The organism is Thalassospira profundimaris (assembly GCF_003326755.1).
Taxonomy (GTDB): domain Bacteria; phylum Pseudomonadota; class Alphaproteobacteria; order Rhodospirillales; family Thalassospiraceae; genus Thalassospira; species Thalassospira profundimaris_B.
Map to the genome: position 1 here is coordinate 210523 of NZ_JPWH01000003.1, position 25428 is coordinate 235950.

At 52.6% G+C, this 25428-nt stretch carries 26 protein-coding genes; 18 read left to right on the forward strand and 8 right to left on the reverse strand.

Translation table 11 applies throughout. The annotated features are described in order from the left end of the window. Positions 1 to 73: 73 nt before the first annotated feature. Positions 74 to 1486 carry an aldehyde dehydrogenase family protein gene (locus tag TH25_RS05525; RefSeq protein WP_220151346.1) on the reverse strand — a complete coding sequence of 471 codons (1413 nt, stop codon included), beginning with the start codon at positions 1484 to 1486 and terminating at the stop codon, positions 74 to 76. A 204-nt stretch (positions 1487 to 1690) separates the two neighbouring features. Further along, positions 1691 to 2773 (reverse strand): oxygenase MpaB family protein, encoded by a 1083-nt coding sequence (locus TH25_RS05530; RefSeq protein ID WP_114087428.1) that lies wholly within the window; start codon positions 2771 to 2773, stop codon positions 1691 to 1693. Positions 2774 to 2924: 151 nt separating this feature from the next. On the opposite strand from TH25_RS05530, the gene TH25_RS05535 reads away from it, so the two are divergent. The 7 genes from TH25_RS05535 (at position 2925) to TH25_RS05565 (ending at position 11059) form a co-directional block, all read left to right on the forward strand. Beyond that, complete coding sequence (locus tag TH25_RS05535) at positions 2925 to 3653, forward strand: TetR/AcrR family transcriptional regulator C-terminal domain-containing protein (RefSeq protein WP_258549045.1); 729 nt, start codon at positions 2925 to 2927, stop codon at positions 3651 to 3653. A gap of 411 nt (positions 3654 to 4064) precedes the next feature. Next, complete coding sequence (pdhA, locus tag TH25_RS05540) at positions 4065 to 5075, forward strand: pyruvate dehydrogenase (acetyl-transferring) E1 component subunit alpha (protein ID WP_114087429.1); 1011 nt, start codon at positions 4065 to 4067, stop codon at positions 5073 to 5075. A 57-nt stretch (positions 5076 to 5132) separates the two neighbouring features. After that, on the forward strand, positions 5133 to 6578 hold the full coding sequence (locus tag TH25_RS05545; RefSeq protein WP_114087430.1) for a pyruvate dehydrogenase complex E1 component subunit beta: 1446 nt from the start codon (positions 5133 to 5135) through the stop codon (positions 6576 to 6578). A 65-nt stretch (positions 6579 to 6643) separates the two neighbouring features. Next, positions 6644 to 7960, forward strand: coding sequence for a pyruvate dehydrogenase complex dihydrolipoamide acetyltransferase (locus tag TH25_RS05550; RefSeq protein ID WP_114087431.1), 1317 nt, complete (start codon positions 6644 to 6646; stop codon positions 7958 to 7960). A 90-nt stretch (positions 7961 to 8050) separates the two neighbouring features. Continuing rightward, on the forward strand, positions 8051 to 9448 hold the full coding sequence (lpdA, locus tag TH25_RS05555) for a dihydrolipoyl dehydrogenase (RefSeq protein ID WP_114087432.1): 1398 nt from the start codon (positions 8051 to 8053) through the stop codon (positions 9446 to 9448). Positions 9449 to 9573: 125 nt separating this feature from the next. Continuing rightward, positions 9574 to 10548 (forward strand): lipoyl synthase, encoded by a 975-nt coding sequence (lipA, locus tag TH25_RS05560; protein ID WP_114087433.1) that lies wholly within the window; start codon positions 9574 to 9576, stop codon positions 10546 to 10548. Between the two features lie 49 nt (positions 10549 to 10597). Next, a complete protein-coding gene (locus TH25_RS05565) occupies positions 10598 to 11059 on the forward strand; it encodes a type II toxin-antitoxin system RatA family toxin (protein WP_114087434.1) in 462 nt (153 codons plus the stop codon). A 42-nt stretch (positions 11060 to 11101) separates the two neighbouring features. On the opposite strand, the gene TH25_RS05570 is transcribed toward TH25_RS05565, so the two are convergent. Further along, positions 11102 to 11626: a CinA family protein gene (locus tag TH25_RS05570; protein ID WP_114087435.1), complete on the reverse strand. Its 525-nt coding sequence runs from the start codon at positions 11624 to 11626 to the stop codon at positions 11102 to 11104. Beyond that, positions 11623 to 12114: a phosphatidylglycerophosphatase A family protein gene (locus TH25_RS05575; protein ID WP_181847428.1), complete on the reverse strand. Its 492-nt coding sequence runs from the start codon at positions 12112 to 12114 to the stop codon at positions 11623 to 11625. The genes TH25_RS05570 and TH25_RS05575 overlap by 4 nt, the downstream gene beginning before the upstream one ends. A 225-nt stretch (positions 12115 to 12339) precedes the next feature. Between TH25_RS05575 and TH25_RS05580 the strand changes: the two genes are divergently transcribed. From TH25_RS05580 to TH25_RS05600, 5 genes are all read left to right on the forward strand, one after another. Next, entirely contained in the window at positions 12340 to 13680 is a 1341-nt protein-coding gene (locus TH25_RS05580; protein WP_114087436.1) for a M23 family metallopeptidase, read from the forward strand. Next, positions 13640 to 14092 (forward strand): bactofilin family protein, encoded by a 453-nt coding sequence (locus tag TH25_RS05585; protein WP_114087437.1) that lies wholly within the window; start codon positions 13640 to 13642, stop codon positions 14090 to 14092. The genes TH25_RS05580 and TH25_RS05585 overlap by 41 nt, the downstream gene beginning before the upstream one ends. A gap of 151 nt (positions 14093 to 14243) precedes the next feature. Next, the gene (locus tag TH25_RS05590; RefSeq protein WP_114087438.1) at positions 14244 to 15320 is read left to right on the forward strand and encodes a DUF4123 domain-containing protein; all 1077 of its coding nucleotides are present in this window, start codon (positions 14244 to 14246) and stop codon (positions 15318 to 15320) included. A gap of 42 nt (positions 15321 to 15362) precedes the next feature. After that, complete coding sequence (locus tag TH25_RS05595; RefSeq protein ID WP_114087439.1) at positions 15363 to 15584, forward strand: hypothetical protein; 222 nt, start codon at positions 15363 to 15365, stop codon at positions 15582 to 15584. Positions 15585 to 15708: 124 nt separating this feature from the next. Continuing rightward, positions 15709 to 16677 (forward strand): hypothetical protein, encoded by a 969-nt coding sequence (locus tag TH25_RS05600; protein WP_114087440.1) that lies wholly within the window; start codon positions 15709 to 15711, stop codon positions 16675 to 16677. On the opposite strand, the gene TH25_RS05605 is transcribed toward TH25_RS05600, so the two are convergent. Further along, positions 16674 to 17642: a hypothetical protein gene (locus TH25_RS05605; protein ID WP_114087441.1), complete on the reverse strand. Its 969-nt coding sequence runs from the start codon at positions 17640 to 17642 to the stop codon at positions 16674 to 16676. The two genes, TH25_RS05600 and TH25_RS05605, sit on opposite strands and share 4 nt — an antisense overlap. A 345-nt stretch (positions 17643 to 17987) precedes the next feature. Here TH25_RS05605 and TH25_RS05610 point away from each other — a divergent pair, with 345 nt between their 5' ends. Then, complete coding sequence (locus TH25_RS05610; protein ID WP_114087442.1) at positions 17988 to 18761, forward strand: hypothetical protein; 774 nt, start codon at positions 17988 to 17990, stop codon at positions 18759 to 18761. 66 nt (positions 18762 to 18827) lie between these two features. On the opposite strand, the gene TH25_RS05615 is transcribed toward TH25_RS05610, so the two are convergent. Beyond that, positions 18828 to 19064 (reverse strand): hypothetical protein, encoded by a 237-nt coding sequence (locus TH25_RS05615; protein WP_114087443.1) that lies wholly within the window; start codon positions 19062 to 19064, stop codon positions 18828 to 18830. Between the two features lie 135 nt (positions 19065 to 19199). On the opposite strand from TH25_RS05615, the gene TH25_RS05620 reads away from it, so the two are divergent. Next, complete coding sequence (locus TH25_RS05620) at positions 19200 to 19484, forward strand: T6SS immunity protein Tdi1 domain-containing protein (RefSeq protein WP_181847430.1); 285 nt, start codon at positions 19200 to 19202, stop codon at positions 19482 to 19484. Positions 19485 to 19614: 130 nt separating this feature from the next. Here TH25_RS05620 and TH25_RS05625 read toward each other — a convergent pair whose 3' ends face one another. Then, positions 19615 to 20313: a haloacid dehalogenase type II gene (locus TH25_RS05625; RefSeq protein WP_114087445.1), complete on the reverse strand. Its 699-nt coding sequence runs from the start codon at positions 20311 to 20313 to the stop codon at positions 19615 to 19617. Between the two features lie 95 nt (positions 20314 to 20408). Next, a complete protein-coding gene (locus tag TH25_RS05630; RefSeq protein WP_114087446.1) occupies positions 20409 to 22484 on the reverse strand; it encodes a lytic transglycosylase domain-containing protein in 2076 nt (691 codons plus the stop codon). Positions 22485 to 22660: 176 nt separating this feature from the next. On the opposite strand from TH25_RS05630, the gene dapA reads away from it, so the two are divergent. The 4 genes from dapA (at position 22661) to TH25_RS05650 (ending at position 25428) form a co-directional block, all read left to right on the forward strand. Then, a complete protein-coding gene (gene dapA, locus TH25_RS05635; RefSeq protein WP_114087447.1) occupies positions 22661 to 23542 on the forward strand; it encodes a 4-hydroxy-tetrahydrodipicolinate synthase in 882 nt (293 codons plus the stop codon). Between the two features lie 27 nt (positions 23543 to 23569). Continuing rightward, entirely contained in the window at positions 23570 to 24046 is a 477-nt protein-coding gene (smpB, locus tag TH25_RS05640) for an SsrA-binding protein SmpB (RefSeq protein ID WP_114087448.1), read from the forward strand. Positions 24047 to 24172: 126 nt separating this feature from the next. Then, on the forward strand, positions 24173 to 24832 hold the full coding sequence (locus tag TH25_RS05645) for a sulfite oxidase-like oxidoreductase (protein WP_114087449.1): 660 nt from the start codon (positions 24173 to 24175) through the stop codon (positions 24830 to 24832). Positions 24833 to 24939: 107 nt separating this feature from the next. Then, positions 24940 to 25428 (forward strand): glutathione peroxidase, encoded by a 489-nt coding sequence (locus tag TH25_RS05650; RefSeq protein ID WP_258549046.1) that lies wholly within the window; start codon positions 24940 to 24942, stop codon positions 25426 to 25428.

A 25428-nucleotide genomic window follows, 5' to 3' on the forward strand; every position in this document is an offset into this window, starting at 1 on the left:
AATATGGCCCCGAACCGGGTGCCGAGGCCATATTATGTGTAAAATCCGATAGTGTTGGAAGCTTTGCCCTTGTTCAGGCCGTGGCGTTGGTGGCGATATTGATGATTTTCAACTGAGTGAATTCTTTTAGCCCCTCTATGCCTGACTCGCACCCAAAGCCTGATTGCTTTGCGCCCCCATAAGGGGTGTCATATGGTATATCCAAATGTTTGTTAACCCAGACAGTGCCGGATTGAATGCGCAGGGCAATATCCAAACCCCGATCAACATTCTTTGTCCAGATTGTACCGCCGAGCCCGAAATCGCTATTATTGACGCGTTCGATGACGTCTTCGATCGTGTCATAGGCTAGCACGGGGATCACCGGCCCAAACTGTTCTTCCCGAACAAGCGGAGCGTCATCTGCAATATCCCGAATAATGGTTGGCTTGATGAAATAGCCATCCTGCGGCAATGCTTCTCCGCCTGCAACAACAGTACCCTGTTCGCGGGCGGTCTTGATGAAACCCAGTACCTTTTCGTATTGTTGTTTGTTTTGCACCGGACCGATTTCGGTGCCGTCAAGGAGCCCGTCATTGACCACGGCTTGTTGTGCCAATTGTCCTAATTCGTCGCAAATCTCGTCATAGATTGCCCGTGGCGCATAAATGCGCTTTGCTGCAAGACATATTTGCCCGGAATTTAACATCCCCGCCGTAAAAACCTTGTGCGCGACGTCTTTTATGTCGACATCGTCAAGAATGATTGCGGCATCGTTTCCGCCAAGCTCAAGCGTGAGCCTCTTTACCGTATCGGCGGCACTTGCCATCACGTGCTTGCCGGTTGCGCTGGAGCCGGTAAATGTCACTTTTGCGATGTCCGGGTGTGCGGTGATTTTCCCGCCCAGATCATTGGCGTCTATAATGACGTTAAGCACCCCAGGAGGAAGGATATCACATGCGATTTCGCCAAGAAGAGCCGTGGTTAGCGGTGTCGTCGGGGCAGGCTTTACCACCATTGTGTTACCGGTAATCAGTCCTGGTGCAATTTTGATCAGCAATAGTGCGACCGGAAAATTCCAGGGCGTGATTGCACCAACGACACCCAATGGTGTGCGTTGTTCCAAAACGCGGCCATCCGCCGTGTCGCGCCGGGTCTGGACGGGGAGGTCAATATCAGCGAAATGACGCAGCGCTCCGATGGCGTATGAAACCTCTCCGGCTGCATGAGGAAGCGGTTTACCTTGCTCGCGCGTTAGAAGGGTTGCGAATTCGCTGTGGCGTGCTTCGATAGCCTCGGCAAGCTTAAGAAGATAGGTGCGGCGTTGGGGGTGGCTTAAGGCCGCCCAGGCCGGAAAAGCCCGCTTGGCTGCGACAACGGCTTCTTCTAGCTGTTTTTCGCTGGCGCGCGCGCAGGTTTCAAAAACCTGTCCTGTTGCAGGATTGATGACATCAAGAGAGGACGCTCCATCCACGAGTTTGCCATCTATCAAAAGGTGGTATGGCATATTATATTTCTCCATGAATTAGAGGATGTTTTGGCGACGAAATGGAAGGCCACACTTCGTGCACTTTCATCCTTTTGCCTGGACCATCCTCTATGGACGTATCCCTTCAGGACGACGTCGCAGAAACCGGATGGATAGCTGTGTCGGGGGAATAACTATTGAGCGAGTGATCCACGAGGCTTGGTCGGTACGACGTTGTTAAGGTCAACGTTGCTTTGCCTTTGCCGCTTTATGAAGCTTCCTTGCCTCGGCAACCAGTTCAACCGCATCGGGTCCCCACATCATCCTTAGAAAATAGCTTTCAATCGGGCGTGTCTGGAGCAACCAGATCAATGGAAGAAGTAATACCCTGGCCGCCAGGACCACCTTTTCCTTGCGCGGCGTAAGGCCGCTATTTTTGCGCGTTTTGCCTGAAACGGCAGCCATCGCAAACAATTTGAACAGACCTTCCTGGAAGAAAAGCTGAAACTTCACCTTTTTTTGCGAGGGATGGTCGTTTTTGTCAATTGAGTCTTTCCAAAGCTGATGGAAGTTCTGCCCTGTTGATGGAATGATCGCCAGTGTCTTGGTAACGCCGAAAAGATCATCATATTTCTTATAGAGCTCTTTGAGTTCTGCCATTGATTTGGGCAATTCGTTTTCGTCATGCGGAAACAGCCTACAATATTCGCCGACTTCCGCAATGTAACGATCACGAAGATCGTCTGGCAGTCTGCGTGGAAGCCAAAAACCGCGAAAACCGAGGCGTTCATATACCCAAAGCATTGTGTGCATTTCAGTCAATGCCGCCCACATCGATTCCCGCGGTGAGTTCGCCCGATATCCGCCGAGTTCGGGTGTACCAACATCGATTACATCTCCCTCGACCTTCTCATGAACGCGGATCAGATGTTGTGCGACACGCGTGGCAGTATCCCTGTTTCCGAGCCACATCGGCGCATGGATGCCGGAGTTTCTTTGGCCGCGATCAAAGACGTCGAACAACGTCAATTCACCGCGATGGGCTTTTTTTGAAATCGGGTCCCAATCTCGGACGCCTGCGACAACCGGTTTGTAGGTCAATTGCAAAATAAACTGTGCGGGAGATTGAAAGACGATAACGGCAGGATGAAGAAGCACATCCCATGCGACGGAACCCGGGCCAAAAACGCCTCGATCCGTTGGATCCTCTTTGGTGGCAACGGTTGGTACGCCGTGGCGCCGCCATCGTTTTGCCGTTCCGAGCAGGCGGTCGCGGCTGACAAGAACATCGGGGCTGGCCACGCGAAGATGATTATTGGACGTCATATTTTCCTCCTTTATTCCCGAGCGGGAATATAATTAAGCTCCTAGTTTAGAATTTTGTCAATATGGTCTGTGCATCACGCTTTCGTGCCGGCAATGCCGCAGTTGCGAACTTGCCAAGTAGGAACTGTAAAGGCCATTATGGGCCGCGAAGATGATCATTCATGCAGCCAATGATAAAAGAGAAGGAGAGGGGAAAATGGGAACGAGCGTTGCGCGACGCCCGGGCAAGCGCGCAGGACTGGACGTGGCGCAGATCATTGCGGCGGCAAGAACGCTTCCCTGGGGGGAGATTTCAATGCAATCGCTTGCCGATATTCTGAAGGTGGACCGGAAGGCGTTGCATTATCATGTGAAGGATCGCCAATCGCTTCTTGAACTATTGGCTCATGATTCCTTTTCCCGACGATTATCTCAAACCAGGGTTTCGGAAGCGGCCGATTGGAAAGAGGCTTGCAGGATCTACACTCGCGATCTGGCTGACAGTGCCGTCGAGCTTGCAGAATTGGTGGATTATCTTTGGTTTGGCGATTTGATAAATGATTTGACGCTAAAGCCTGTCGAAATTTTATTTAAACAATTGAATGTTGCCGGTTTCACCGACGAAGAGGCGATCCGTCTCACGACGGTGCTGGGTACACTGTGTCTGGGGCATGCGCGCGATTTGGCACAAGCGCGAAAAGAGGTCGCAAGGACCCGTAAAAACCTTCTCATATCTGTACTTGGAACCCAGAAAAATCAGAATTTTCCCAATCTCGAGAGAATATCATCGCTTAACGTTGATACTTACAATTCCGAACAATTGACTTTTGGTGTTGAATTAATTTTGGAGGGGGCGGAGCGCATGCTTGCAAGTCGCCAAAGCCAGGGGGAAATTCGGTGACGGCTTCCGAGGCTGGAGCGTATGGAAGATCGTGGGACACCACAAAGACCATCGTTATAAGTTGATATCGCGATAAATGCCGGATCAGTTTGCTTTTCGGCATTTGCGAAGGGCAGAACGCATTCATCAAAATTGTTTTCATAAAATCACAGCATTTGTGACATTTGGGAAAGAGCTGTTTTTAAAGGACTGCGCCAACTGACTGATTATTAACAAAATATCATTTAAGCCAGCAAAATTCATATTAACCTAATAATGGTTTATTTGTGATTGTGCATTGCAAAACAAGGTGTTACGGGTCGCAAGATTGCTTGCTTATGTCAGTTGTTTTGGGTAGTTATTTCGGTGGTCCAATACCGAATTAAGCTGCTTTTCAAAGAAGCTTAAGCGAGCCATCCACCGGGAGGAATCATGGCGACCACAAAACGCAAACGTGCCACGACGCGCGCCGACAATCAGGCGAGCAGTGAAGATCTCCTTAAATATTATCGCGACATGCTTCTGATCCGGCGATTTGAAGAAAAGGCCGGCCAGCTTTATGGCATGGGGCTGATCGGTGGCTTTTGTCACCTTTATATCGGTCAGGAAGCTGTTGTTGTTGGTATGCAGGCGGCAACATCGGGCGATGACGGTGTGATCACCAGTTATCGTGATCATGGGCACATGCTGGCCTGCGGTATGGATTCCGCTGGCGTCATGGCGGAACTTACCGGACGTGAGGGGGGCTACTCTCACGGCAAGGGTGGCTCCATGCACATGTTCTCGAAGGAAAAGAATTTTTATGGCGGTCATGGTATCGTCGGCGGGCAGGTTCCGCTGGGTACCGGTATTGCCTTTAACTACAAGTATCGCGGTGAAGACAAAGTCTGTCTGACCTATCTGGGTGACGGTGCCGTCAACCAGGGGCAGGTTTATGAGTCTTTCAACATGGCCGCCCTTTGGAAATTGCCGGTTGTTTATTGCATTGAAAACAACCAGTACGCAATGGGTACGTCGACCCAGCGTCACTCGGCCAGCCCGGATTTGTATCAGCGTGGTGAAGCCTATGGCATTCCTGGCGAGCAAGTGGATGGTATGGACGTTTTGGCTGTCAAGGAAGCCGGGGAACGCGCCATCAAGCATTGTCGCGAAGGCAACGGCCCGTTCATTCTTGAGCTGAAAACCTATCGTTATCGCGGGCATTCCATGTCTGACCCGGCGAAATACCGGACGAAAGACGAACTGGACAAGATGCGCAAGGAACATGACCCGATCGACATGGTCAAGAAGCTGCTGATCGATGGCAATATCCTTGATGAAGATGGTCTCAAAGACATCGATAAAGAAGTCAAGGCAGAGATCGCCAAAGCAGCGGAATTTGCACAAAACAGTCCCGAACCGGACCGGTCCGAACTGTTTACCGATATTTTGATCGAAGTCTGAACCTGACTTTGCAAAATCCGTTTTTGACCAGAAATTTTCCCGCAAAGAGGGGGAACCATGCCGATTGAAGTTTTGATGCCTGCATTGTCGCCGACAATGACCGAAGGCACCCTTGCCAAATGGAACGTCAAAGAGGGCGATACCGTCCAGTCTGGCGACGTTCTTGCCGAAATTGAAACCGATAAGGCGACAATGGAAGTTGAAGCCGTCGATGAAGGCACCATTGGCAAGCTGATTGTTGATGCTGGAACCGAAAATGTCGCGGTGAATGCTGTCATTGCCTATATCCTTGAAGAGGGCGAAGACGCATCCGCACTCGATAACGTCAATCCTGGTGAGGCGAAGGCCGCCCCCAAGCCTGATGATGCCGAAGAAAACGAAGAATCCTCTTCTGAAAGCTCTGCTTCCTCGTCTGCATCTGCTGCACCGGTTCAGGCATCCGGTGCAATTGAACGTGCCGAGAACGAACCGCGCGCCATGAGTGTCATGAACGAAACGCGCGACGAAAAGACCTATAGCAAATTCAAAACCCAGACCGTTCGTGAAGCCCTGCGTGATGCCATGGCCGAAGAAATGCGGACAGACGAAAATGTTTTTGTCATGGGTGAAGAAGTTGCGCAGTACCAAGGGGCCTATAAGGTTACCCAGGGCCTTCTGGACGAATTTGGTGACAAGCGTGTCGTTGACACCCCGATCACTGAATATGGCTTTACCGGTCTTGGTACTGGCGCGGCCTTCATGGGCCTGCGTCCGGTCGTTGAATTCATGACCTTCAACTTTGCCATGCAGGCCATTGACCACATCATCAACTCTGCCGCCAAGACGCTGTATATGTCCGGTGGTCAGCTTGGTTGCCCGATTGTGTTCCGTGGTCCGAACGGCGCTGCTGCGCGCGTGGGTGCCCAGCACTCCCAGTGCTATGCGTCCTGGTATGCCCATTGCCCGGGGCTTAAGGTGATTGCACCTTATTCGGCGGCTGATGCAAAAGGCCTGCTGAAAGCCGCCATCCGCGATCCGAACCCGGTTGTCTTCCTTGAAAACGAAATCCTGTACGGCCAGAGCTTTGAAGTGCCGGACGATGACGATTTCGTCCTGCCGATTGGCCAGGCCAAGATCGAACGCGAAGGTACCGATGTGACCATCGTCGCTTTCTCGATCATGGTGGGTAAGGCCCTTAAGGCGGCTGAGAAGCTGGCAGAAGAAGGCATCTCTGCAGAAGTTATCAACCTTCGGACCATTCGTCCGCTTGATGTTAATACGATCGTGCGTTCGGTGATGAAAACCAACCGCATCGTCACCTGTGAAGAGGGCTGGCACTTTGCCGGTATCGGTGCCGAAATTGCATCGGTTATCATGGAACATGCGTTTGATTATCTGGATGCACCTGTTGCCCGTGTAACCGGCGAAGATGTGCCGATGCCTTATGCGGCCAATCTTGAAGTCCTGGCATTGCCGCAGGACCAGCATATCGTCGATGCGGCCAAGGCCGTTTGCTATCGTTAAACAGAAACGGACAGGGTGTGGCGCAGTAAAGCTGCTGCCGCCCCCGTTACCGGGAGATTGCATCAATGCCAGTTAAAATTCTGATGCCGGCGCTTTCGCCGACGATGACAGAAGGCACCTTGGCAAAATGGCTTGTCAAGGAAGGGGACACGGTTGAGTCCGGTGATGTCCTTGCCGAAATCGAGACCGACAAGGCGACGATGGAAGTCGAAGCCGTTGATGAAGGTAAAATTGGTAAAATCCTCGTGTCGGAAGGCACCGAGGGTGTTGCCGTGAATGCCGTTATCGCACTGCTTTTGGAAGAAGACGAAGATGAATCGGCCCTGGAAGGCGCTGATACATCTGGTCCCGATGTTGGTGGCGATGCCGAAGAAACGGCACCGAAAGAAGAAAAAACCGAGAGCAAGGATGTTGCGCCGGCAGCTTCCAGCGCACCTGCCTCTGGCAAAGATGGCGAGCGCATCAAGGCTAGCCCTCTTGCCCGTCGTATCGCGTCGCAGGAAGGTTTGGAGCTTTCGGGTGTTGATGGTTCCGGTCCGCGGGGGCGTATCGTCAAGCGTGATATCGAAGCAGCCCTGAGCAGCAAATCCGCTGCCAAGGCTGAGTCCAAGGCAGACGCGCCTGCCGCCAAAGCTGAGGCACCTGCGCCCAAGGCACCGGCTGCTTCTGGCTGGAACCCGGATTTGACCGGGCTGCCGGAATACGAGGAAATTCCGAATACGACGATGCGCAAGGTGATTGCCCGCCGTCTGACGGAATCCAAACAGCAGGTTCCGCATTTCTATCTGACCATCGATTGCGAAATCGACAATCTTCTTTCCGTTCGCAAGCAGCTGAATGAAAAAGCGGGCGAGGGAGTCAAGATTTCGGTCAATGACATGATCATCCGTGCCTCCTCGATCGCGCTCAAACGCGTTCCGGCCGCAAATGCCGTCTGGACCGATGCTGCTATTTTGCAGTGCAAGCAGCAGGACATTTCTGTTGCTGTTGCCATTGATGGTGGCCTGATCACGCCGGTTATTCGCAATGCCGGTGGCAAGGGCCTGGCCGAAATCTCGACCGAGATGAAGGCACTGGCTGCCAAGGCACGTGACGGTAAGTTGCAGCCGCAGGAATTCCAGGGGGGGACTTTCTCGGTTTCCAACCTGGGTATGTTTGGCATCAAGGACTTTGCCGCCATCATTAACCCGCCGCAGGGTTGTATCCTCGCGGTTGGTGCTGGCGAACAGCGGCCGGTCGTCAAGGATGGCGCCCTTGCCATTGCAACCGTCATGAGCTGCACTCTTTCGGTTGACCACCGTGTGGTTGATGGTGCCGTTGGTGCCGAATTCATGGCCGAATTCAAGAAACTGATCGAAGATCCGTTAAGCATGCTGCTTTAAGGATAGGTTGGGCGGGGGCTTTAAAAAGTCCCCGCAAGCTTTTGAATTAAATATCTGTCTGCGAGATCAGCCAGATTAAGGAGATGCAAAATGGCGGATAATAATTTCGACGTTATTGTGATTGGCGCGGGGCCTGGTGGTTATGTCACCGCCATCCGTGCTGCCCAGCTTGGCTTGAAAACGGCTGTTGTCGAGCGCGAACATCTGGGGGGTATTTGCTTGAACTGGGGCTGTATTCCCACCAAGGCGCTGTTGCGGTCGGCCGAAGTCTATCGCAACATGATGCACGCCAAAAACTATGGTCTGTCGTGCGAAAAACCTTCCTTTGATTTTGATGCCGTTATTCAGCGTTCGCGCGGGGTTTCAAAGCAGCTTGCTGGCGGCGTTGGCCATCTTTTGAAAAAGAACAAAGTGACCGTCATTAACGGCGAAGCCAAGTTCGATGGCCCCAAAAAGATCAATGTTGAAGGCAAGGACAAAGGCACTTACACGGCCAAGCATTACATCATTGCAACCGGTGCGCGGGCGCGTGCTTTACCGGGACTTGAAGCAGACGGCAAAGTCGTCTGGGACTATAAAAAGGCGATGACGCCCGACAAAATGCCCAAAAGCCTGGTTGTTGTTGGCTCTGGTGCAATCGGTATTGAATTTGCGAGCTTCTATCACACGATCGGGGCTGACGTGACTGTGGTGGAAATCATGCCGCAGATCATGCCGGTGGAAGACAAGGAAGTGGCCGCGCTGGCGCAAAAGATGATGACCAAGGACGGGATGAAAATCCTGACAGAAGCCAAGGTCGCAAATCTCAAGCGCAACGCGGACAATGTGGTTGTCACGGTTGAAACCAAAGATGGCAAGAAACAGGAACTCACGGTTGACCGTGTCATTTCTGCTGTTGGCGTTATCGGGAATACCGAAAATCTCGGCCTTGATACCACCAAGGTCAAGGTTGAGCGCAATGTGATTGGCACGGACGAGTTTTCCCGCACGGCTGAACCGGGCATTTATGCCATTGGTGACGTTGCCGGCCCGCCGATGCTGGCGCATAAGGCCGAGCATGAAGGCGTGGTTTGTGTTGAAAAAATTGCCGGCGTCAAAGGTGTTCATCCGATTGATCCGCGCAAGATTCCGGGCTGCACCTATTGTCATCCGCAGGTTGCCAGTGTCGGCCTGACCGAGGCAAAAGCCAAGGAAGCCGGGTATGACATCAAGGTTGGCAAATTCCCCTTCATCGGAAATGGCAAGGCGGTTGCGCTGGGCGAGGCGGAAGGCTTGGTCAAAACCGTATTTGATGCCAAGACTGGCGAATTGCTGGGTGCGCACATGGTAGGTGCGGAAGTGACCGAACTGATCCAGGGATTTGTTGTGGCGATGGGCCTTGAAACGACCGAGGAAGACCTGATGCATACTGTCTTCCCGCATCCGACCCTTTCGGAAATGATGCATGAGTCGGTTCTTGATGCCTATGGTCGTGCAATTCATTTCTAAGCTACTATATTGCCAATACGGCAGATTTCTGTGACGATCTGTCGTATCGGCTATGTCGAATGTCAGTTTGACAATTTGGCGGGAGGGCGGCACATTGCCGCCCGTTCCACCCTTCGGAGGTTTAAATGTCCACGACGCGCAACGAGGTACGAGCTCTTCGTCACCCTGAAAAGCAAAAGAACCCGGATCGTCCTTCTGGCCGCAAGCCGGAATGGATTCGCGTTAAGGCACCGACTTCGAAGGGCTATCAGGAAACACGCGATCTGGCGCGTGGCCTGAAGCTGCATACGGTTTGCGAAGAGGCTGCCTGTCCGAATATTGGCGAATGCTGGCAGAAAAAGCACGCCTCTTTCATGATCATGGGCGATACCTGCACTCGTGCCTGTGCGTTTTGCAATGTCAAAACAGGTATGCCCAACGCGCTTGACCCGTTCGAGCCGGAAAACTTGGCAATGGCGGTCGCTGACATGGATCTTAAGCATGTCGTGATTACGTCTGTTGACCGGGATGATCTTGCCGATGGTGGGGCAACCCATTTTGCGCGTGTGATCGAGGCGATCCGTCATAAATCCCCGGAAACCACCATCGAAATTTTGACGCCTGATTTTCGCGATAAACCCGGTGCGGTCGAGATCGTCGCCAAGGCCCGTCCGGACGTATTTAATCACAATCTGGAAACTGTGCCGCGGCTGTACCCGTCCATTCGTCCGGGGGCGCGGTTTTATCAGTCACTGCGTATCCTTGATCGTGTTAAGCAAATTGACCCGACGATCTTTACCAAATCCGGTCTGATGGTTGGTCTTGGCGAGCAGCGACATGAATTGAGCCAGGTTATGGATGACCTGCGTGTTGCCGATGTTGATTTCCTGACGATTGGTCAGTATTTGCAGCCCACCCTGAAACATGCGCCGGTTGATCGTTTTGTAACACCCGACGAGTTCAAGGAATACGCGTCAATGGCGCGTGCCAAAGGCTTTTTGATGGTGGCATCGACACCTTTAACGCGGTCCAGCTATCATGCGGATCGTGATTTTGCCGAAATGCGTGCCGCTCGTGAAAAGAAGCTGGCAGCTACGTCGAAGCCAAGTGCCGCGGAATAATCAAACCGTTCTTATCGTTTTCATGTTGAAATACTCGTAGGAGTTTCCTTTGCCGACGCATGCGGAGCGCAGAAAGCTGCCCTATACGCCGGAACAGTTATTCGATCTCGTTGCTGATATCGATTCCTATTCGGAGTTTTTGCCCTGGTGTGCTGCTTCACGGGTGCGTAAACGTGACGGTAATGAATTGCATGCCGATCTGGTGATCGGTTTTAAAATGTTTCGCGAGAAATACACATCGAAGGTGACGCTGGACCGGCCCAAGCGGATTGATGTTGAATATCTTCAGGGGCCGTTCAAATATCTCAATAATCACTGGGAATTTGAACCGTCTGAAGATGGCGGAACATTGCTGGATTTTTATGTGGATTTTGAATTCAAATCCGCGATCTTGCAAAAAATGATCGGTATGGTTTTTAACGAAGCCGTCAAACTCATGGTCGGTTCTTTTGAAAATCGCGCCCGCCAGATTTATGGTGACAATGGTATTGCGTCGTCCCGCATTTCGTAAATTGCGGCTTGCATGGCCGAACATCACAGGCAAAACCTGAAATTACACGGGCAGGGTGTGATCTGTACCGTGTGTTTCCAACATTTCCCGGATAAGATCAAATGCAGTCAGGATCGTTTGCCGCCTTACGGCGTGACGATCGCCTTTAAAGATGCGGTATTGGTGACGGGTAGGGCGGTCGGATGCCGCGCAACCGAAATGAACCAGACCGACAGGTTTTTTGTCACTGCCGCCACCTGGTCCTGCGATACCAGTAACCGCAATGGTCAATGTGGCAAGCGGACTGTGGCGTAAAGCACCTTCGGCCATCGCACGGGCAACGGGTTCTGATACCGCGCCAAATTCTGCCAACATGCTGCCAGGAACACCCAGAATGGCCATTTTGGCCTCGTTTGAATAGGTAATAAATCCGCCGTCGACAACGCTTGAACTGCCATCAACAGCCGTGAGGCACCCGCCGATCAGTCCGCCGGTGCAGCTTTCGGCGGTCGCGATTTTTTCGCCGTAACGTCTGCACAGATTAATGATGGCACCCGCCGCTTCGAGTATTTCCGGATCGGGGGTCATTTCAATAAACCTTCTGCGAAATAAAAAATACCTGTCAGCAATATCATGCCAAAGGCGCCGGCAAAAATATCATCCAGCATGATGCCAAATCCACCGCCCACTCGGCGGTCAACCCAGCGAATGGGCCAGGGTTTTAAAATATCGAAAAACCGGAAAACGATAAAAGCCAGTAGCATCCAGACAATATCCATCGGGCCGAAGGTCAGGGGTAATGGCAGCAGGCACATCCATTGCCCCGCGACTTCATCGATCACAATTTCACCCGCATCGTGAATGCCGATCATTTTGCTATAGGAATCGGCAACAAAGACACCATAAATAAAGATGATGGCCGTTGCGATCAGAAGCCCGGTATTGCCGCTTGTGGCTACAAGTAGCCAGCCAAAGGGCAGAGCGGCGAAGGAACCCGCCGTTCCGGGGGCCTTGGGAAACTTGCCACTGTAAAACCAGGTGGCCGAGGTGGTAATAATAACTTGGTTTAGACGCATAACACTTTCGCATATGGCTAACGGATATGACTATTTGACTTATATAGCCAATTGGCAGAGAGGCGAGGCTTTTTAGGATTAAAGAAGTGTTAACGTGCTTGCCACGCTGCTTTCTAGCAGGTAGCGTGACTTTATTGGTTTTTGGGATAAACGTCAGCATCAATCGGGGGGTTCCGGCTTTGGTGCTGAAAATTAGACGTAATAAATAAGGGTGAAGCCGGGCAGATGTCATTGGTGGGACATTTCAAGCTTATAATTGAAAAATGGTTTCCGGACAGGGAAATTCTCGTTCGTTCCAATGATTCTGTCACACAGGTGCGGCTGGGACGTCGTCGTCAACTGGTTGTCGGGGCTTTTGGCGCGTTGACAATTGTCTGGACGGTTTGCGCAACGGGTGTGGGTTACTATTTCAGTCATCGGCTTTCAATGCGCGAGGAACAGCTTTTTCGCAGCGAAATGGCCTATAGTGAGTTGGTCAACAGGGTTGCCGAAAGTCAGAAAAAGTTTAGCGAAATTACCTCTCAAATGGAGGATACGCACCATAATCTTTTGAATATGGCTGAAAAAAATCTGAAGTTGCAGGAGCGGGTACAGGATTTTAGCCTGAAACTGGCGGACAGTGAAAAGGAAAAAGGCCGGATATCGGCGCTGCGCTCTTCGATGGACAATCAGATGAATGCGCTTGGCCAGCAGATAGACGGTTTGACCAATCGTAATATTGCGTTGCGCGATGAACTTGAAACCGTGGAAACGGTCATGACGCGTGTCATGCGCGAACGTGACCAGGCTATCACGCGCTCGAAAATCCTTCAGGGCGAATTGGCCCAGGCACACCAACGCATAACCGATCTGCATACCGTACAAAAACAGGCCCTGGAACGGGTGGCCGCGCATGCGGGCTCATCCATTGCCGATTTGAAATCGGTTTTGAAAATGACAGGGGTTCCCATCAAGGAACTCACTGGTGATGCCATGACGGGTGATGTCAAACGCGTGCTTGATGCCGGTGTGGGCGGGCCATTTATTCAGTTTGAACCGGAAACACCGGAAGACGAGCTGTTTATGAATGCGGCATTGGCGGTTGGTAATCGCATGGACCAGCTTGCCAGTTTGCAGAAGGTGATCAATCGTTTGCCCTTGGGGGAGCCGACGGAGAATTATTACGTTTCCAGTAATTTTGGTAAACGTAAGGATCCTTTTAACGGAAAATGGTCTTTTCATTCGGGAGTCGATCTGGCTGCTCCCATGAAAACGCCGATTTATTCTACCGCACCTGGTGTGGTGGTGCATGCTGGCTGGACAGGTGGTTATGGCAAAATGGTCGAAATTGATCATGGTAATGGCCTGAAAACCCGTTATGGCCATCTGATGAAGGTCCTCGTCAAGAAGGGCCAAAAAGTGAAGTACCAAGAGGTTGTAGCATTGATGGGGAGCACAGGCCGCAGCACAGGAAGTCATGTTCATTATGAAGTCCTGCTCCACGGCAAACAGATCGATCCCATCAAATTCATAAAGGCGGGACAATATGTTTTCAAAATCAAGCAAGACACAAACGAGCACAAATAGCACACATGCCTCTTCGTCCTCTGCGAAGGCAGGAGGGCTTTCGGTCATCAGTTCAGACCTTCGGATATCAGGTGATCTGGTTTCGGAATCCGATGTTCAGGTTGACGGGTTTGTCGACGGGGATATTCGGACACGTAACCTGACCATTGGTCAGCACGGGGAAGTGCGCGGTGAAATCATTGCGGACAGGGTACGGGTTTGTGGCAAAATAACCGGTCAGATCAGAGCCAAAGACGTATCTTTGGCGGACTCAGCCAAAATGATTGGCGATATTTTGCACGAGACTCTGTCTATTGAACCGGGCGCACATCTTGAAGGGCACTGCCGCAGGATTGAAAATGTCGAAGAGAATGGTCTGACGGTCATTCAGGCTGGCAAGATTGTCGCTTCAAACGTGAAAAAAGAAGTCTAGAAGTTTACAGCCAGCTTGTCCTGACACGTCATGGTGCGCCGTCACTGTCAGGTCTTGCGAAAAACTCCTGCTGCTCTGCCATTTTGCAGGCACCGTCGAAGCACGCCGATATTTTCGGTATTGGCGTGGTGGATGAAGCACGGTTTTTGCTATGAGTGATTTCGAGGCGTGGATCGGGAACTGCCATCTCCGTGAAACCGGGGACGGCGGTGAATATCGTTGTCAGGCAGCGGTCTGGGCACGGGATTATGGCGACTTTCATGCGATATTCTCGGCGCATATCGAGCATCTTGGCTATTCAATCCTGTGGCTTGAGAAGATTCTTCCGGCTCCGCAATATCTCTCGCGCCATGCCGGGCAGCATCGCCTTGTTGGCACGCTGGCACGGGCGGTTCACCACGGCCATCGTGTTGAAGTTGGACCGATGCAGGACATCGCAGCCAGCGACGCGGCTCCGGAGCCGGAAAGTTATCTTGCAATCGGGGAGCACAGGTTTGACCCACTTCCCGATCAGACGGGCATTCCGCTTCGTGATCGGGAATGGATTGCGTCGGAACTAAAACAACGTCTGTTTGGTCAGCCGGAAGACGGTCCAACGATAGGCACCTATCTTCTCGTTGATGCCGGCTTGCGCAAGAGCATATCCAAAGTATTCGATCTTGAGCCCGAGATTGTGGATGTGCCTGTCCAGTGCCTGTTTAAAGGCGAGGCAGCCAATGACCTCAAAGAGGTTGCACCCTATCTTCTCGATATGACATTGCCCAAGGGCGCATGGGACAATCGCGACCTTGTGCCAGGGTTCCACCGTGACCTCTTTGCGAAGCACTGGGGACATAACAGCGGCATATTCATTCGGACAACCGCATTTATGGAGGAGGCCTGGAATCATTTTCGCAAGTTCACCAAGGTTGCGATGGAAGAGGACGGAAGGAGTGTGTTCTTTCTGTTTTATGATCCACGCGTTTTGCCGGGATATTTGCGCAATATCCATGAGAATGCGGGCAAGGTAAGGTGTTTTTGCACAAGTGATGCGGGAGAAGGATACAGCTTCCTGATCGAGAGCGGAGAGGACTCCGTTTTCGAAGCATTGCCGGATATGACAAGGCTTTCAGGTATCAAGCGTCCGCGATTTTCCCTGTCATATTCAGACTTTCAACCGCAGGCGGAGGCGGAGAAACGCAAACGCGCATTGCGGATTGCCGAGCGGTTAAAGCAGGATTTCGCGTAGGAGCTTTCAGGGCAAAGCCCGGAGGATACCGCCGCCTATGTTTTGAAAATCACCGATCGCTTCATCGGATACGGATTTACCAAACAGGAATATATTCATCTTTTTGCAGCATGGTCGGTTTTCTTTGGCGAGGGCTTCGAGGAAAAAGATCCGGAAAAGATATTGCTGGAAATTTGCTGCTCAGACCTTTCCGAAGACCAGAAATTCAGTCGTTTTAAAGCCAGATTTGAGCAATTTACCTACACGCAACCAGAGGCCGGATAATGCTTCAGCCAAAAGATGTTTCCGCGCGTTCCCAGAAAAGTGCCTATGCCGAGACAGGTGATATGTCGTCGGTTTGCATGCTGTGTGTCGGGCCCGTACGGCTTGAAGCCAGTTATGATGACGCATGGCAGACCCCGATCGCGGGGTCATGGGGTCATTCGTGCGGATCGAGGATGGAGATGGCGTGCTTCTTCCCGGAACGCCGGGCGGCCCTGCCACATTAGGGCTGGTCAATTTTGGCGTTGAGGACGGGCAGGAGGCAGTGCCGTCGGTGCGCCCGGAACTGGGGACCTTCACGCATCCCCGGGCGAAAAAAGGACCTGTCAGGGTTGCTTTGGTCCCTGATTCATCGGCAGCAAGTGAAGTTGATGCGCTTGCTAAACAGATTATTTCCCTGGTGGATGCTTTCAAATCAGAGATGGAAACCGCGCTGCTTCCCTGGATGACGGCGTGGAACCGTCAGGGCCTTCTCTCCATCCCAGCGGCTTATCGGACCGGCAAGATGAAGGGGTTCAATGCCTGGTGGGAAGGAGAGGTCGGCTTCTGGGCGTCGGTCGGGGACTGGATCTCATCCGCGTTCGATGCGGCGGCCCAAGCCCTGCTATACACCGCCAGTGAATTTTGGGACTGGTATGTCGATCTACCCTGGTACGACAGGCTCAATCCTCTTGGCGCCTATGCCCGTCAGGCTCTCGAAGCTCTTTTTGAAAATGCAAAAGATCTCTGGGAACAACGCGACCAAATCATGGCCCTGGTAAAAGGGTTTGCAACCGGTTCGATTGACGCGATCGAAAAGAGCCTTGAGGCGCTGGTTGATATTCCCGGCGAAATAGGCGAACTGGCGCGATTGCTGGTCGATAAAAGTGCCGAATGGACCGGCGGTTTGATCGAGATGATCCGGGAAACGGATGTTGTCGAAAAACTGGCGGCCGCAACCTTTGCCATCATCATGATGATGATGCCGCCCAATCTCTGGGCGGAGGCGATTGGGGCGGTCGAGGGCTTGCTGCCCGAAGTCCTGATCGCCGCCGTTTTTGCCATTATCGCCGCCTGCACCGACGGCGCGGGTGCCTCGTTTTGTGGCGCTGTCTAGCAATCATATTGCGGCTCGGGAATTGTCAGCGCGCATCCGATCCTCTCGCTGAGCTGGAAGGCCAGATCGTTCAGCGCATCCTTGCCGTCAGACGAAGCAAGACCTATTTCCCGGTGACACTCATCCGACATGCCGTGCGGACGATAGCTGAGCGCCAGTCCAGCGCCGCCCGGCCCCTTGGCAGGCAGCACCTTGGTAAGCGTGAGACCCGTGATATGCGCGACAGGCACGATATAAAGCTGGCTTGTGGAGGCGATCATGGCCCTGTCATCGGCGGAAAACCCGATCTGGCCCAGAAAATTGTCCTGGTCGATCGGCGGCAGACGAAGGTAGTCCTGCGCCAAGCTTACCGGTGCGATCGACCACAGCTCGTAAAGCGTTTTCGCTGTACCAAAGCCAGCAATATTGGCGAAGGGCGAGAAGCTTTTGAGCCATGCCCGCTCCTCCTCGCTCATTGGACGGCGATAGCCGGGCTTTATTCGGACCAAGCATGCCGTCTTGAGTCTGCCGTCACGCTCATGAGCCGCATTCTCTGTTGGCCAGTGCTGGAGCCAGGCCGGCCAGACCATTGCCGAGATAAAGGCCGGTCCGGCCCGCCACTCGGCCGTGTAGGTATTGGCAGACTTTATGATCGGAGCAGGACCGAGAAGGTTTGCAAGCTGGCGGAAAGCATGCTCGATATTGGCAATCGGATCATCCTTGACCCAGATTTCCCCCGAAAACGACAGCGGCACCTGATCACGGAGAGAAAACGCGCCGGGTTCCGGCGAAAGCGGATAGATCAGTCCGTCAAGGCCGAGCGGGCACGGCACAATCGGGCTCTGCTCCCAATCGAAACCCGCATGACGGGAAAGCCCGAAACGGGCGATGATGTCTTCCGTGCGCATTCGCCAAGGCAGGCCGATATTATCGAGCACGTTCTGAAGGGCGTTTTCACCGCCGGGGGTCCAGGGCAGTTCAAGCATTGTGGCTTTACCTGGGGTGAGAAGTCGTTTTTCGGTGGCACTGATAGATCGACGCGATATCTTGCGGATCAGGGACTGGAATAGCATGAGGATATATTTGCCGCAGAACCAGAATATTGCGGCAGGAAGCCCAGCCGCACAGCAACACGATTTTATCACATTCGACTTTCTTTTCAAATACGCGGCGTGTACAAATCAAAACCTCTCCCGCAGGCGGGACAGGGCTGTGCGCTAGTGCCCGGACGCGGTAAGGTCTGCAGGTAGGCCCTTCCGTTGATACCGCCATCTGGCGCGCCCTTTCGCCGGTTGGGCCGGCAGAAACGGAAACTGAATACGGCTTACGCGATGCTGAACACCCGAACCCGAGACTTGCTCAAGGACCTCCGCGGCTGGTCGGTCGACGATGACGATCATGAATTTCTGTTTAACCGGGAAGACTGGCAGTTCGAAGCGGCAGACCTGACCTTTCCGGAGTTGGTTCTGGATAGGTCATTCCATTTCTTCGGTCTGTCCGAGGACGATCTGCCGGTGGACGTTGCGCAGCGCCGACCGGTCGCGAACTGGTATGCGGAGCGTGATGGCTATATCGCGCTCGGTATCAGGCTCATAGCTTTCGTGCTGAACGATAGTCCGTGCCTTTCAGTCAGCCTGTCGCACGGTGAAAGCCGGATCTCACACGTCTATTTCTACAAGCGTGCACCGATGCATGTTTCACCATTGCTGACCCACGAACCAGTTCGTTTCACAAGCTACCTGTACATCCCCGAGAGTGTCGACCGCCAGACATTCTCCTGCTCGGATCCTGCGCACTCGGAATTGACCAGACCTGAAACGCTCGTCACCAGCTTTGCGTGGTCCGATCAGATACAGACTTATCAACAGACTGCCACACCCGATGCTCTCGTCATAGCAGCAACGCCACAACGCCTGGCGGATCTCGGCGCATTCCTGATCGATTTCGGCAGAGATGAAACCGCATTGACAGAATTTGCCATGGAGTCCGCGCTTGATGGGGCTGGCGGGATTTTGCACGGTAGCGTCGAGCAGAAATTCTGGTTGCCGGGCGGCCTGGACTTTCCTGAACGGTGTCTCGACGATCTGTCGCTGCCGAAGCGATAGCAACGGATTTGACCGTTTCTTTTTGAAGAGGAACATGACAATGCTTGGTCCATCTTCACCGCTGCATCAGTCCTTTAGCCATTGGGCGATGCGTTTCGCGGCTGTCCGCTTGCGGCCTACGCGCATGTAGTGGAAATAAAAATTCCTCCGCTCGTCCGGTTTAAGCAATCCGGACGCCCTGTTTGCCAGCGGACCTATCCGATGATGATTTGCGGGCCAGAACGAGCCCCGTTTACGTTTGGATAAGGCTTTGTCCTCGCTGGCGATGAAGGTGCGCAGAAGATCCGCATCCTTATCGGTCATTGTCTGCTCCCATTCCCGTTTTGCCACGGCTCATCTCGGCGGCGGTTGAGGCTTGGACAGAGATGTCGACCAATGTTTGAAACCGGCTCTCGCACATTGAGTTTTCCAATAGCTTACGTGAGAGGGAAGTGTAAAGTGCCATCTAGGTGTTTGGTCCCGGTATTTGATGGCGCAAGTTTTAACGCCAGCGACGATGCAGACAAAACCCTGTTTGCCCGCGTTTGCAAACGGCTTAGGGACCCGGAACCCGGTGACTGTTACGGGTTTTTTCCGGCTCTTGCTATGGGCGGTGCCCCGAAACTGGAAAACCTGAAACGCACCGATGCTCTGTCGCATTTCAGTTTTCTTGCCCAGCTCCATCCCTTCACCCTGGTGGATTACCTTTCCCGTCCGATCAAGACCGTGCGCCAGATCGGCTGATTGCTTGAGACTGGCTGTCTTGTGCTATTCCAAAAATGTCGCACCGGAATTTTCCGGTGCGTTGCTTGTAACGTTTTGCAGGCAAGTTCCTAATGGATCACAAATTGTTCGTGGGGGTGACGTGACTTTCTTACGCCGTTTTGGATGCCGTCGTCAGCGGGAGTAATTCATCCAGTCCCTTGAGAGTAACATCCGGCTGGTGTGACAGGTGGTCTACGGGCAGGGTGGCACGATTGATCCAAGCTGTTTTGAAACCAAAATGTCCGGCACCTGCAATATCCCAGCCGTTTGACGACTGAAATGAAATGTCGCCCGCTTCGAGTTCGAGTTTCTCAGTTGCCAACTGGTAGACGCTGGGATGGGGTTTATAAGTGCGTATGTCATCTACACACAAAATTTCATCGAATAGCGATAAAATGCCCGATGATTTCGCCGCTGATATCAGCATATGCCGTGCCCCGTTTGACAGGATTGCCAGTTTGTGGCCGTTGTCTTTAAGGGTTTGAAGGGTTCGCGTAACTTCAGGAAAGGCATCAAGGGAAAGATAGGTTTCCATCAGGCGTGAGCGCAAGACCGGATCATTTTTACCAATTGCCGTCATTGCATAATCCAACGCGTCGCCGGTGACATTCCAGAAATCTGTGAAATCTCCCATCAGGCTGCGTAGCCATGTATATTCGAGCTGCTTGCGACGCCACAGTTCGGAAAGTTTTTCGGCTTCGTCCCCAAGACTTTCCTGACAGCGTTTGATGACGGAATTTACATCGAACAAAGTGCCATAAGCATCAAAGACAAAGGCGCGGCAGGAAGAGATAGCGGATTCAGTCATTTGGTCAGGCCTCGTTTTCTGTCACCTGGATTTTAGGTGTCATTTAAACTGCAATTGGCAACCCTTCGAGAATAGCGGATCAAACTCTATCTATCCTATTTTTGTGATTTTTTTGCGGAGGTAACGGATTTATTGACCTCGTCGTTGTTTTCCTGGCTCATGGCAATTTCGTCACGGGCAAAACGACGCCGGTAAACATAGGTGCCTTCCATTACCCGCTGAACATAATTGCGGGTTTCCTTGTAGGGAATCATCTCGATCCAGTCGATCGGATCTACTTCGGGGTCTCGCGGATCGCCATATTCTTCAATCCATTCCTTTACCCGGGACGGGCCTGCGTTATAGGACGCAATCGTCAAAATTTCCGCCCCGTTCCAGCGGTCCAGCAATTTGGACAGATAGTGCCGCCCAAGTTGAATGTTAAAGCCCGGGTCTTCTGTCAGGCGATCAACGCTATAGGGCAGGTTCAAATGACTTGCCATGCGCTTGGCTGTTGCAGGCATAAGCTGCATCAGACCGCGCGCGCCAGCATAGGAAATCGCACCGGGATTAAACAGACTTTCCTGACGCATAATGGCATGCACAAGTCCTGGATCAGGGTTTTGGCCGCCCGGTACCAGATCATAAACAGGGTAGGCGGCATCAAGATAACCGCCGCCCGAACGGATACCGCGCTTTGCCGCAATCACGGCAAGATCGGTTCGCCCGTATTCCGAAGCAAGCCCGGTTGCCATTGCCAGCATTTCCGGGCTGTCAGCCTGGTCCACCAGCGCCATGATAAAGGGACGAATAATATTGCCCAGGCCCATATCCCCCAGTTCGCGGGAGACCTTGGTCAGTTCATTGTTTTCAAAACGCTTGCGCTGTTCTGGCGTCGGGTGTGCCTGTTCCACCCGATAATGAACGGCTCCGCCCAATTCGTCATTGGCAAGCTGACCATAAAAAGTATGGGCATGGTCGGCAGCAATGTGGAACCATTTGTTGGCCCGTTCCCTGTCGCCCATTGCCTTGCAGGCCCGGCCGGCCCAATAGGCGCCGCGCGACTGGCTGATGGGATATTGTACCACATCATACAGATTCTGGAAATGTTGCAGAGCGATTTGCGAATCGCCTAAAAACTCAAGCGCGATCCAGCCCGCCAGCCATTCGGCACCGGCAATGTCGGCCGGTTCGGTTTGCCCGTGATTGGCAACCAGGCGGTAGGCGTCGGTAATATACCCTTCCTGCAGCGCACGGCGGGCAAGAATAGCCTTTTCCGTCCACCAATATTCCGGCCGGATCGAAATATAGGCCAGATCATTTGCCTTGTGCAGCAACAGGTCTCGGGCATCCTTGTCGTCGTCATTAATGCGCCGCCAGCGGACCTGCTCATACATCAGGCCGGGATTGTTGCGGTATTTTTGCGGAACACTTTTGAGGATTGCATCGATATCGCTTTTGCGTTCACGAAGGGCAAGTCGGGCTTCGGCCAGCTTTTGGTAATCCGCATTGACGTATTTCATCATGCGGCTGGCCGGGTGGGTTCTGCCTTCCCATAACAGGCGATCAAGGCGGGCTTCGTGTGTTGCCTCGTCGATATATTTGCCATATCGGTCAATAAAGCGTTTTGCCTGGCCGGTGCCAAAATCCTCGTTAATCCAGCTATGGCGAATCAGGGCAATGGCCGCATCCTTTTCGCCAACCGATAAAAGGGCGGAGATCTGCCGTGTTGCGCCATCCGCCGTTACAGGGGCAGAGCGTTTGAACCATGCCAGAATTTCAAAATCCGGTACCGCATCGGTCATCGCCTCTTCGGCGCGCTGGCGCAGCAGGGCCTGGCTGGGCCAGTTCGGGTTGGCATCAATGAATGACGTAATTTCTGCAAAGGAGCGATTGGAATTGGGGCTGATCAGCCACATCCATTCAACCGCCTTTTGCAAAAGCGGATCGTCAAATGACGGCAGCAGATCGGCAACGTTTTTCGTATCTCCGTTTTCCAGGGCATCGAGAAAAACATTCAATCGTGCCCGGCTGATTTTGGAAAAAGCAGGCGACGGAGGCGAAAGAACAAGCGGTGATGGCTCGGGCGTTGCTGCACGTGCCAGATTGCAGGAACTGCCAGCCGTGATAAGCCAGACCGCGCCAAATGTTGCTGCACACGCAGAAAACCGGCGGAAAGTGATATTCGCCATCGAAAAACCCCTCATGCCCCAGGGCGGAAATTGCTCTCAAGACGGGGCGTATTATGGCAGTGAAACCGACAAAAGCCAAACAGTGACAAAACAATTCGTTCTGGTGCTTGCGATGGGCGCTAAGTGCGGCTATTTTCGCGACGCTTTTTAATCCGCATTATGATTTGGAGATAACCATGTTTAAGGGTTCGATTCCCGCTTTGATTACACCGTTCACCACGGACGGAGTGATCGATGAAAAAGCGTTCCAGTCTTTTGTGGATTGGCAGATAAAACAGGGCTCGACTGGCGTGGTGCCGGTCGGAACCACGGGAGAATCCCCAACGCTTAGCCATGCTGAGCATCATCGTGTTGTGGAACTGGCACTTGAAGTTGCAAAGGGGCGTGTCCCGGTGATCGCGGGTACGGGATCAAACTCGACAGTGGAAGCTGTTTCGCTGACCCGTCACGCGCAGAATGCCGGTGCCGATGCGGCTCTTGTTGTGACACCTTATTACAACAAACCAACCCAGGCTGGCCTGCTGGCGCACTATAAGGCCATTCACGATTCGACCGATATCCCGATTATTATTTATAATATTCCGGGCCGGTCGGTGATTGATATGACCGTTGCAACAATGGCCGAACTGGCAAAATTGCCACGTATTGTGGGCGTTAAGGACGCAACCAGCGACCCGGAACGCCCGGCCATGATGCGTATTGCTGCGGGGCCTGATTTTTGCCAGCTTTCAGGCGAAGACGGGTCTATTGTTCCGTTTCTGGCACAGGGCGGTCATGGTTGCATCTCTGTTACCGCCAATATTGCACCGCGTTTGTGTGCCGATTTGCATAATGCCTGGCGTGACGGGAACATCGCCAAGGTTCAGGAGTTGAACTATCGACTGATGCCGGTTCATAAGGCGATGTTCTGTGAAGCAAATCCTGGCCCGGTTAAATATGCAGCGTCGCTTTTGGGGTTATGCACGGCGCAAATGCGTCTGCCGATGGTTGAAATCGCCGACGACTCCAAACGGCGCGTTGAAACCGCACTGAAATCTGCCGGTATTCTTTCCTGTTAAACAGGGGCCGGCCAATAAGTTTTTGATATGGCTGCAAAAAAAGAGAACAGCAACAATAAGTTGGTGGCGCAAAATCGCCGGGCCCGTTTTGATTATTTCCTGTTGGAAACATTCGAGGCGGGGCTGGCGCTACGTGGTACCGAGGTGAAATCGCTTCGTGAAGGCAAAGGGAACATTCAGGAATCCTACGCTGAACCGAAGAACGGGGAAGTATGGCTGATCAATGCCTATATCCCCGAATACCAAAGCAAAATGCCGTTTGGTCATGAGGAGCGCCGGCCGCGCAAATTGTTGCTGCATAAACGTGAAATCACCAAAATGTCGGATGCCGTAAATAAAAAGGGTACGACACTGGTGCCAGTTAAAATCTATTTCAATGATCGCGGGATTGCGAAGCTGGAACTCGCCATTGCTGAAGGTAAACGCAAGGCAGACAAACGCGATGCCATCAAGGAACGTGATTGGCAGCGTGATAAAGCGCGTATTCTTCGCGATCATGGATAAGAGGCGTCACACTCTTTGATCATGAAGTTGTGATCAAAGTAGGAGGCTGAAAAACATAAAATGGTACAGACATGGTGAACGTGTCTGTACCATTTTTCGTATCAGGTGGGCAGGAGGAAGCAGGACATGACCGAAACGTTTTCGGGTGCCATTCGTGACAAGCTGATTGCAGCCAAACAGCAATGGGCGGAAAAAGGACGCCTGTTGACCGGAAAAAAGGATGTCAATCGCGAGAACCGCCTGCCGCCCGGCCAGCGCGAGGTCAGGGACTGGCCGGTGTTGGATCTTGGCATTACGCCGCATGTGGATCCGGCGAGCTGGAGGTTGTCAATTGGCGGCGAAGTGGAAAACCCGGTTTCGCTAACAATGGCACAGTTTCTTGATTTGCCAGCCTTTTATGATCAAAGCGATATTCATTGTGTCACATCCTGGTCGCGTTACGATAATCACTGGCAGGGTGTGTCGGCTTTGGAACTGGCCCGCCTGGTGCACCCGACCGATAAGGCGAAATATGTGCTATTTACTGCCCATGATGGTTACACAACCAATGTAACGCGCGGGCAATTTCTCGATGACGATGTGTTACTGGCGCATCACTGGCAGGACAAACCCCTTGGCGATGAACATGGTGGCCCGGTCCGCGTGATTATTCCGAAATTGTATTTTTGGAAAAGTGCTAAGTGGGTTCGCGAAATCACCTTTTCTGCCACCGATAAGCCCGGTTTCTGGGAAACGCGCGGGTATCACAATAATGCCGATCCCTGGACCGAACAAAGATATAGCTAATGTCCAAAGCCCTTTGAGAGAGGTGCGCCATGAGGTCACATATCAGAAACTTTCTGGTTGTTGCGAGTTTTGTTTTTGCCGGAACGGTCCCCGCAGCAGGAGGCGATATGACAAGTGCCCATGACTTTGAATTTCAGTCTATTGATGGCGACGAATTGCCCCTGAAATCTTTTGCTGGCAAGGTGGTGCTGATTGTCAATACAGCGCCCTTTTGTGGGTTCACGCCCCAATATGAAGGGCTGGAAAGCCTTTGGCAGAAACGTCAGAACGAAGGGCTTGTTGTATTAGGTGTGCCGTCCGGTGATTTTGGTGGGCAGGAATACAAGGACAATCATGAAATTGCCGATTTTTGCACCACCAGCTTTAACATCGATTTTCCGATGACCACACGCCAGCCTGTTCGCGGGGAGGGAGCGCACCCTTTCTATAAATGGGCGCGGGACGAGCTTGGCCTGGAACAGGCGCCAAAATGGAATTTTCACAAATATCTGATCGGGCGGGATGGGCAGTTACTCGCGAGTTTTCCGAGCTCTGTAACCCCGGGCGATGAAAAGCTGCAACAGGCGATTACGGACGCCTTGTCAAAGAAGCATTAA

Bases quoted from the DNA above. Each gene is read 5' to 3' on its own strand.
- TH25_RS05575 (WP_181847428.1), bottom strand. From the start codon at position 12,114: ATGCGTCTAAACCAAGTTATTATTACCACCTCGGCCACCTGGTTTTAC.
- TH25_RS05605 (WP_114087441.1), bottom strand. From the start codon at position 17,642: ATGCTTGAACTGCCCTGGACCCCCGGCGGTGAAAACGCCCTTCAGAAC.
- TH25_RS05610 (WP_114087442.1), top strand. From the start codon at position 17,988: ATGCTGAACACCCGAACCCGAGACTTGCTCAAGGACCTCCGCGGCTGG.
- TH25_RS05535 (WP_258549045.1), top strand. From the start codon at position 2,925: ATGATCATTCATGCAGCCAATGATAAAAGAGAAGGAGAGGGGAAAATG.
- TH25_RS05615 (WP_114087443.1), bottom strand. From the start codon at position 19,064: ATGACCGATAAGGATGCGGATCTTCTGCGCACCTTCATCGCCAGCGAG.
- lipA (WP_114087433.1), top strand. From the start codon at position 9,574: ATGTCCACGACGCGCAACGAGGTACGAGCTCTTCGTCACCCTGAAAAG.
- TH25_RS05650 (WP_258549046.1), top strand. From the start codon at position 24,940: ATGACAAGTGCCCATGACTTTGAATTTCAGTCTATTGATGGCGACGAA.
- TH25_RS05550 (WP_114087431.1), top strand. From the start codon at position 6,644: ATGCCAGTTAAAATTCTGATGCCGGCGCTTTCGCCGACGATGACAGAA.
- dapA (WP_114087447.1), top strand. From the start codon at position 22,661: ATGTTTAAGGGTTCGATTCCCGCTTTGATTACACCGTTCACCACGGAC.
- TH25_RS05590 (WP_114087438.1), top strand. From the start codon at position 14,244: ATGAGTGATTTCGAGGCGTGGATCGGGAACTGCCATCTCCGTGAAACC.
- TH25_RS05645 (WP_114087449.1), top strand. From the start codon at position 24,173: ATGACCGAAACGTTTTCGGGTGCCATTCGTGACAAGCTGATTGCAGCC.
- TH25_RS05630 (WP_114087446.1), bottom strand. From the start codon at position 22,484: ATGGCGAATATCACTTTCCGCCGGTTTTCTGCGTGTGCAGCAACATTT.
- TH25_RS05525 (WP_220151346.1), bottom strand. From the start codon at position 1,486: ATGCCATACCACCTTTTGATAGATGGCAAACTCGTGGATGGAGCGTCC.
- lpdA (WP_114087432.1), top strand. From the start codon at position 8,051: ATGGCGGATAATAATTTCGACGTTATTGTGATTGGCGCGGGGCCTGGT.
- TH25_RS05570 (WP_114087435.1), bottom strand. From the start codon at position 11,626: ATGACCCCCGATCCGGAAATACTCGAAGCGGCGGGTGCCATCATTAAT.
- TH25_RS05545 (WP_114087430.1), top strand. From the start codon at position 5,133: ATGCCGATTGAAGTTTTGATGCCTGCATTGTCGCCGACAATGACCGAA.
- TH25_RS05585 (WP_114087437.1), top strand. From the start codon at position 13,640: ATGTTTTCAAAATCAAGCAAGACACAAACGAGCACAAATAGCACACAT.
- TH25_RS05625 (WP_114087445.1), bottom strand. From the start codon at position 20,313: ATGACTGAATCCGCTATCTCTTCCTGCCGCGCCTTTGTCTTTGATGCT.
- pdhA (WP_114087429.1), top strand. From the start codon at position 4,065: ATGGCGACCACAAAACGCAAACGTGCCACGACGCGCGCCGACAATCAG.
- TH25_RS05580 (WP_114087436.1), top strand. From the start codon at position 12,340: ATGTCATTGGTGGGACATTTCAAGCTTATAATTGAAAAATGGTTTCCG.
- smpB (WP_114087448.1), top strand. From the start codon at position 23,570: ATGGCTGCAAAAAAAGAGAACAGCAACAATAAGTTGGTGGCGCAAAAT.
- TH25_RS05530 (WP_114087428.1), bottom strand. From the start codon at position 2,773: ATGACGTCCAATAATCATCTTCGCGTGGCCAGCCCCGATGTTCTTGTC.
- TH25_RS05600 (WP_114087440.1), top strand. From the start codon at position 15,709: ATGGCAGACCCCGATCGCGGGGTCATGGGGTCATTCGTGCGGATCGAG.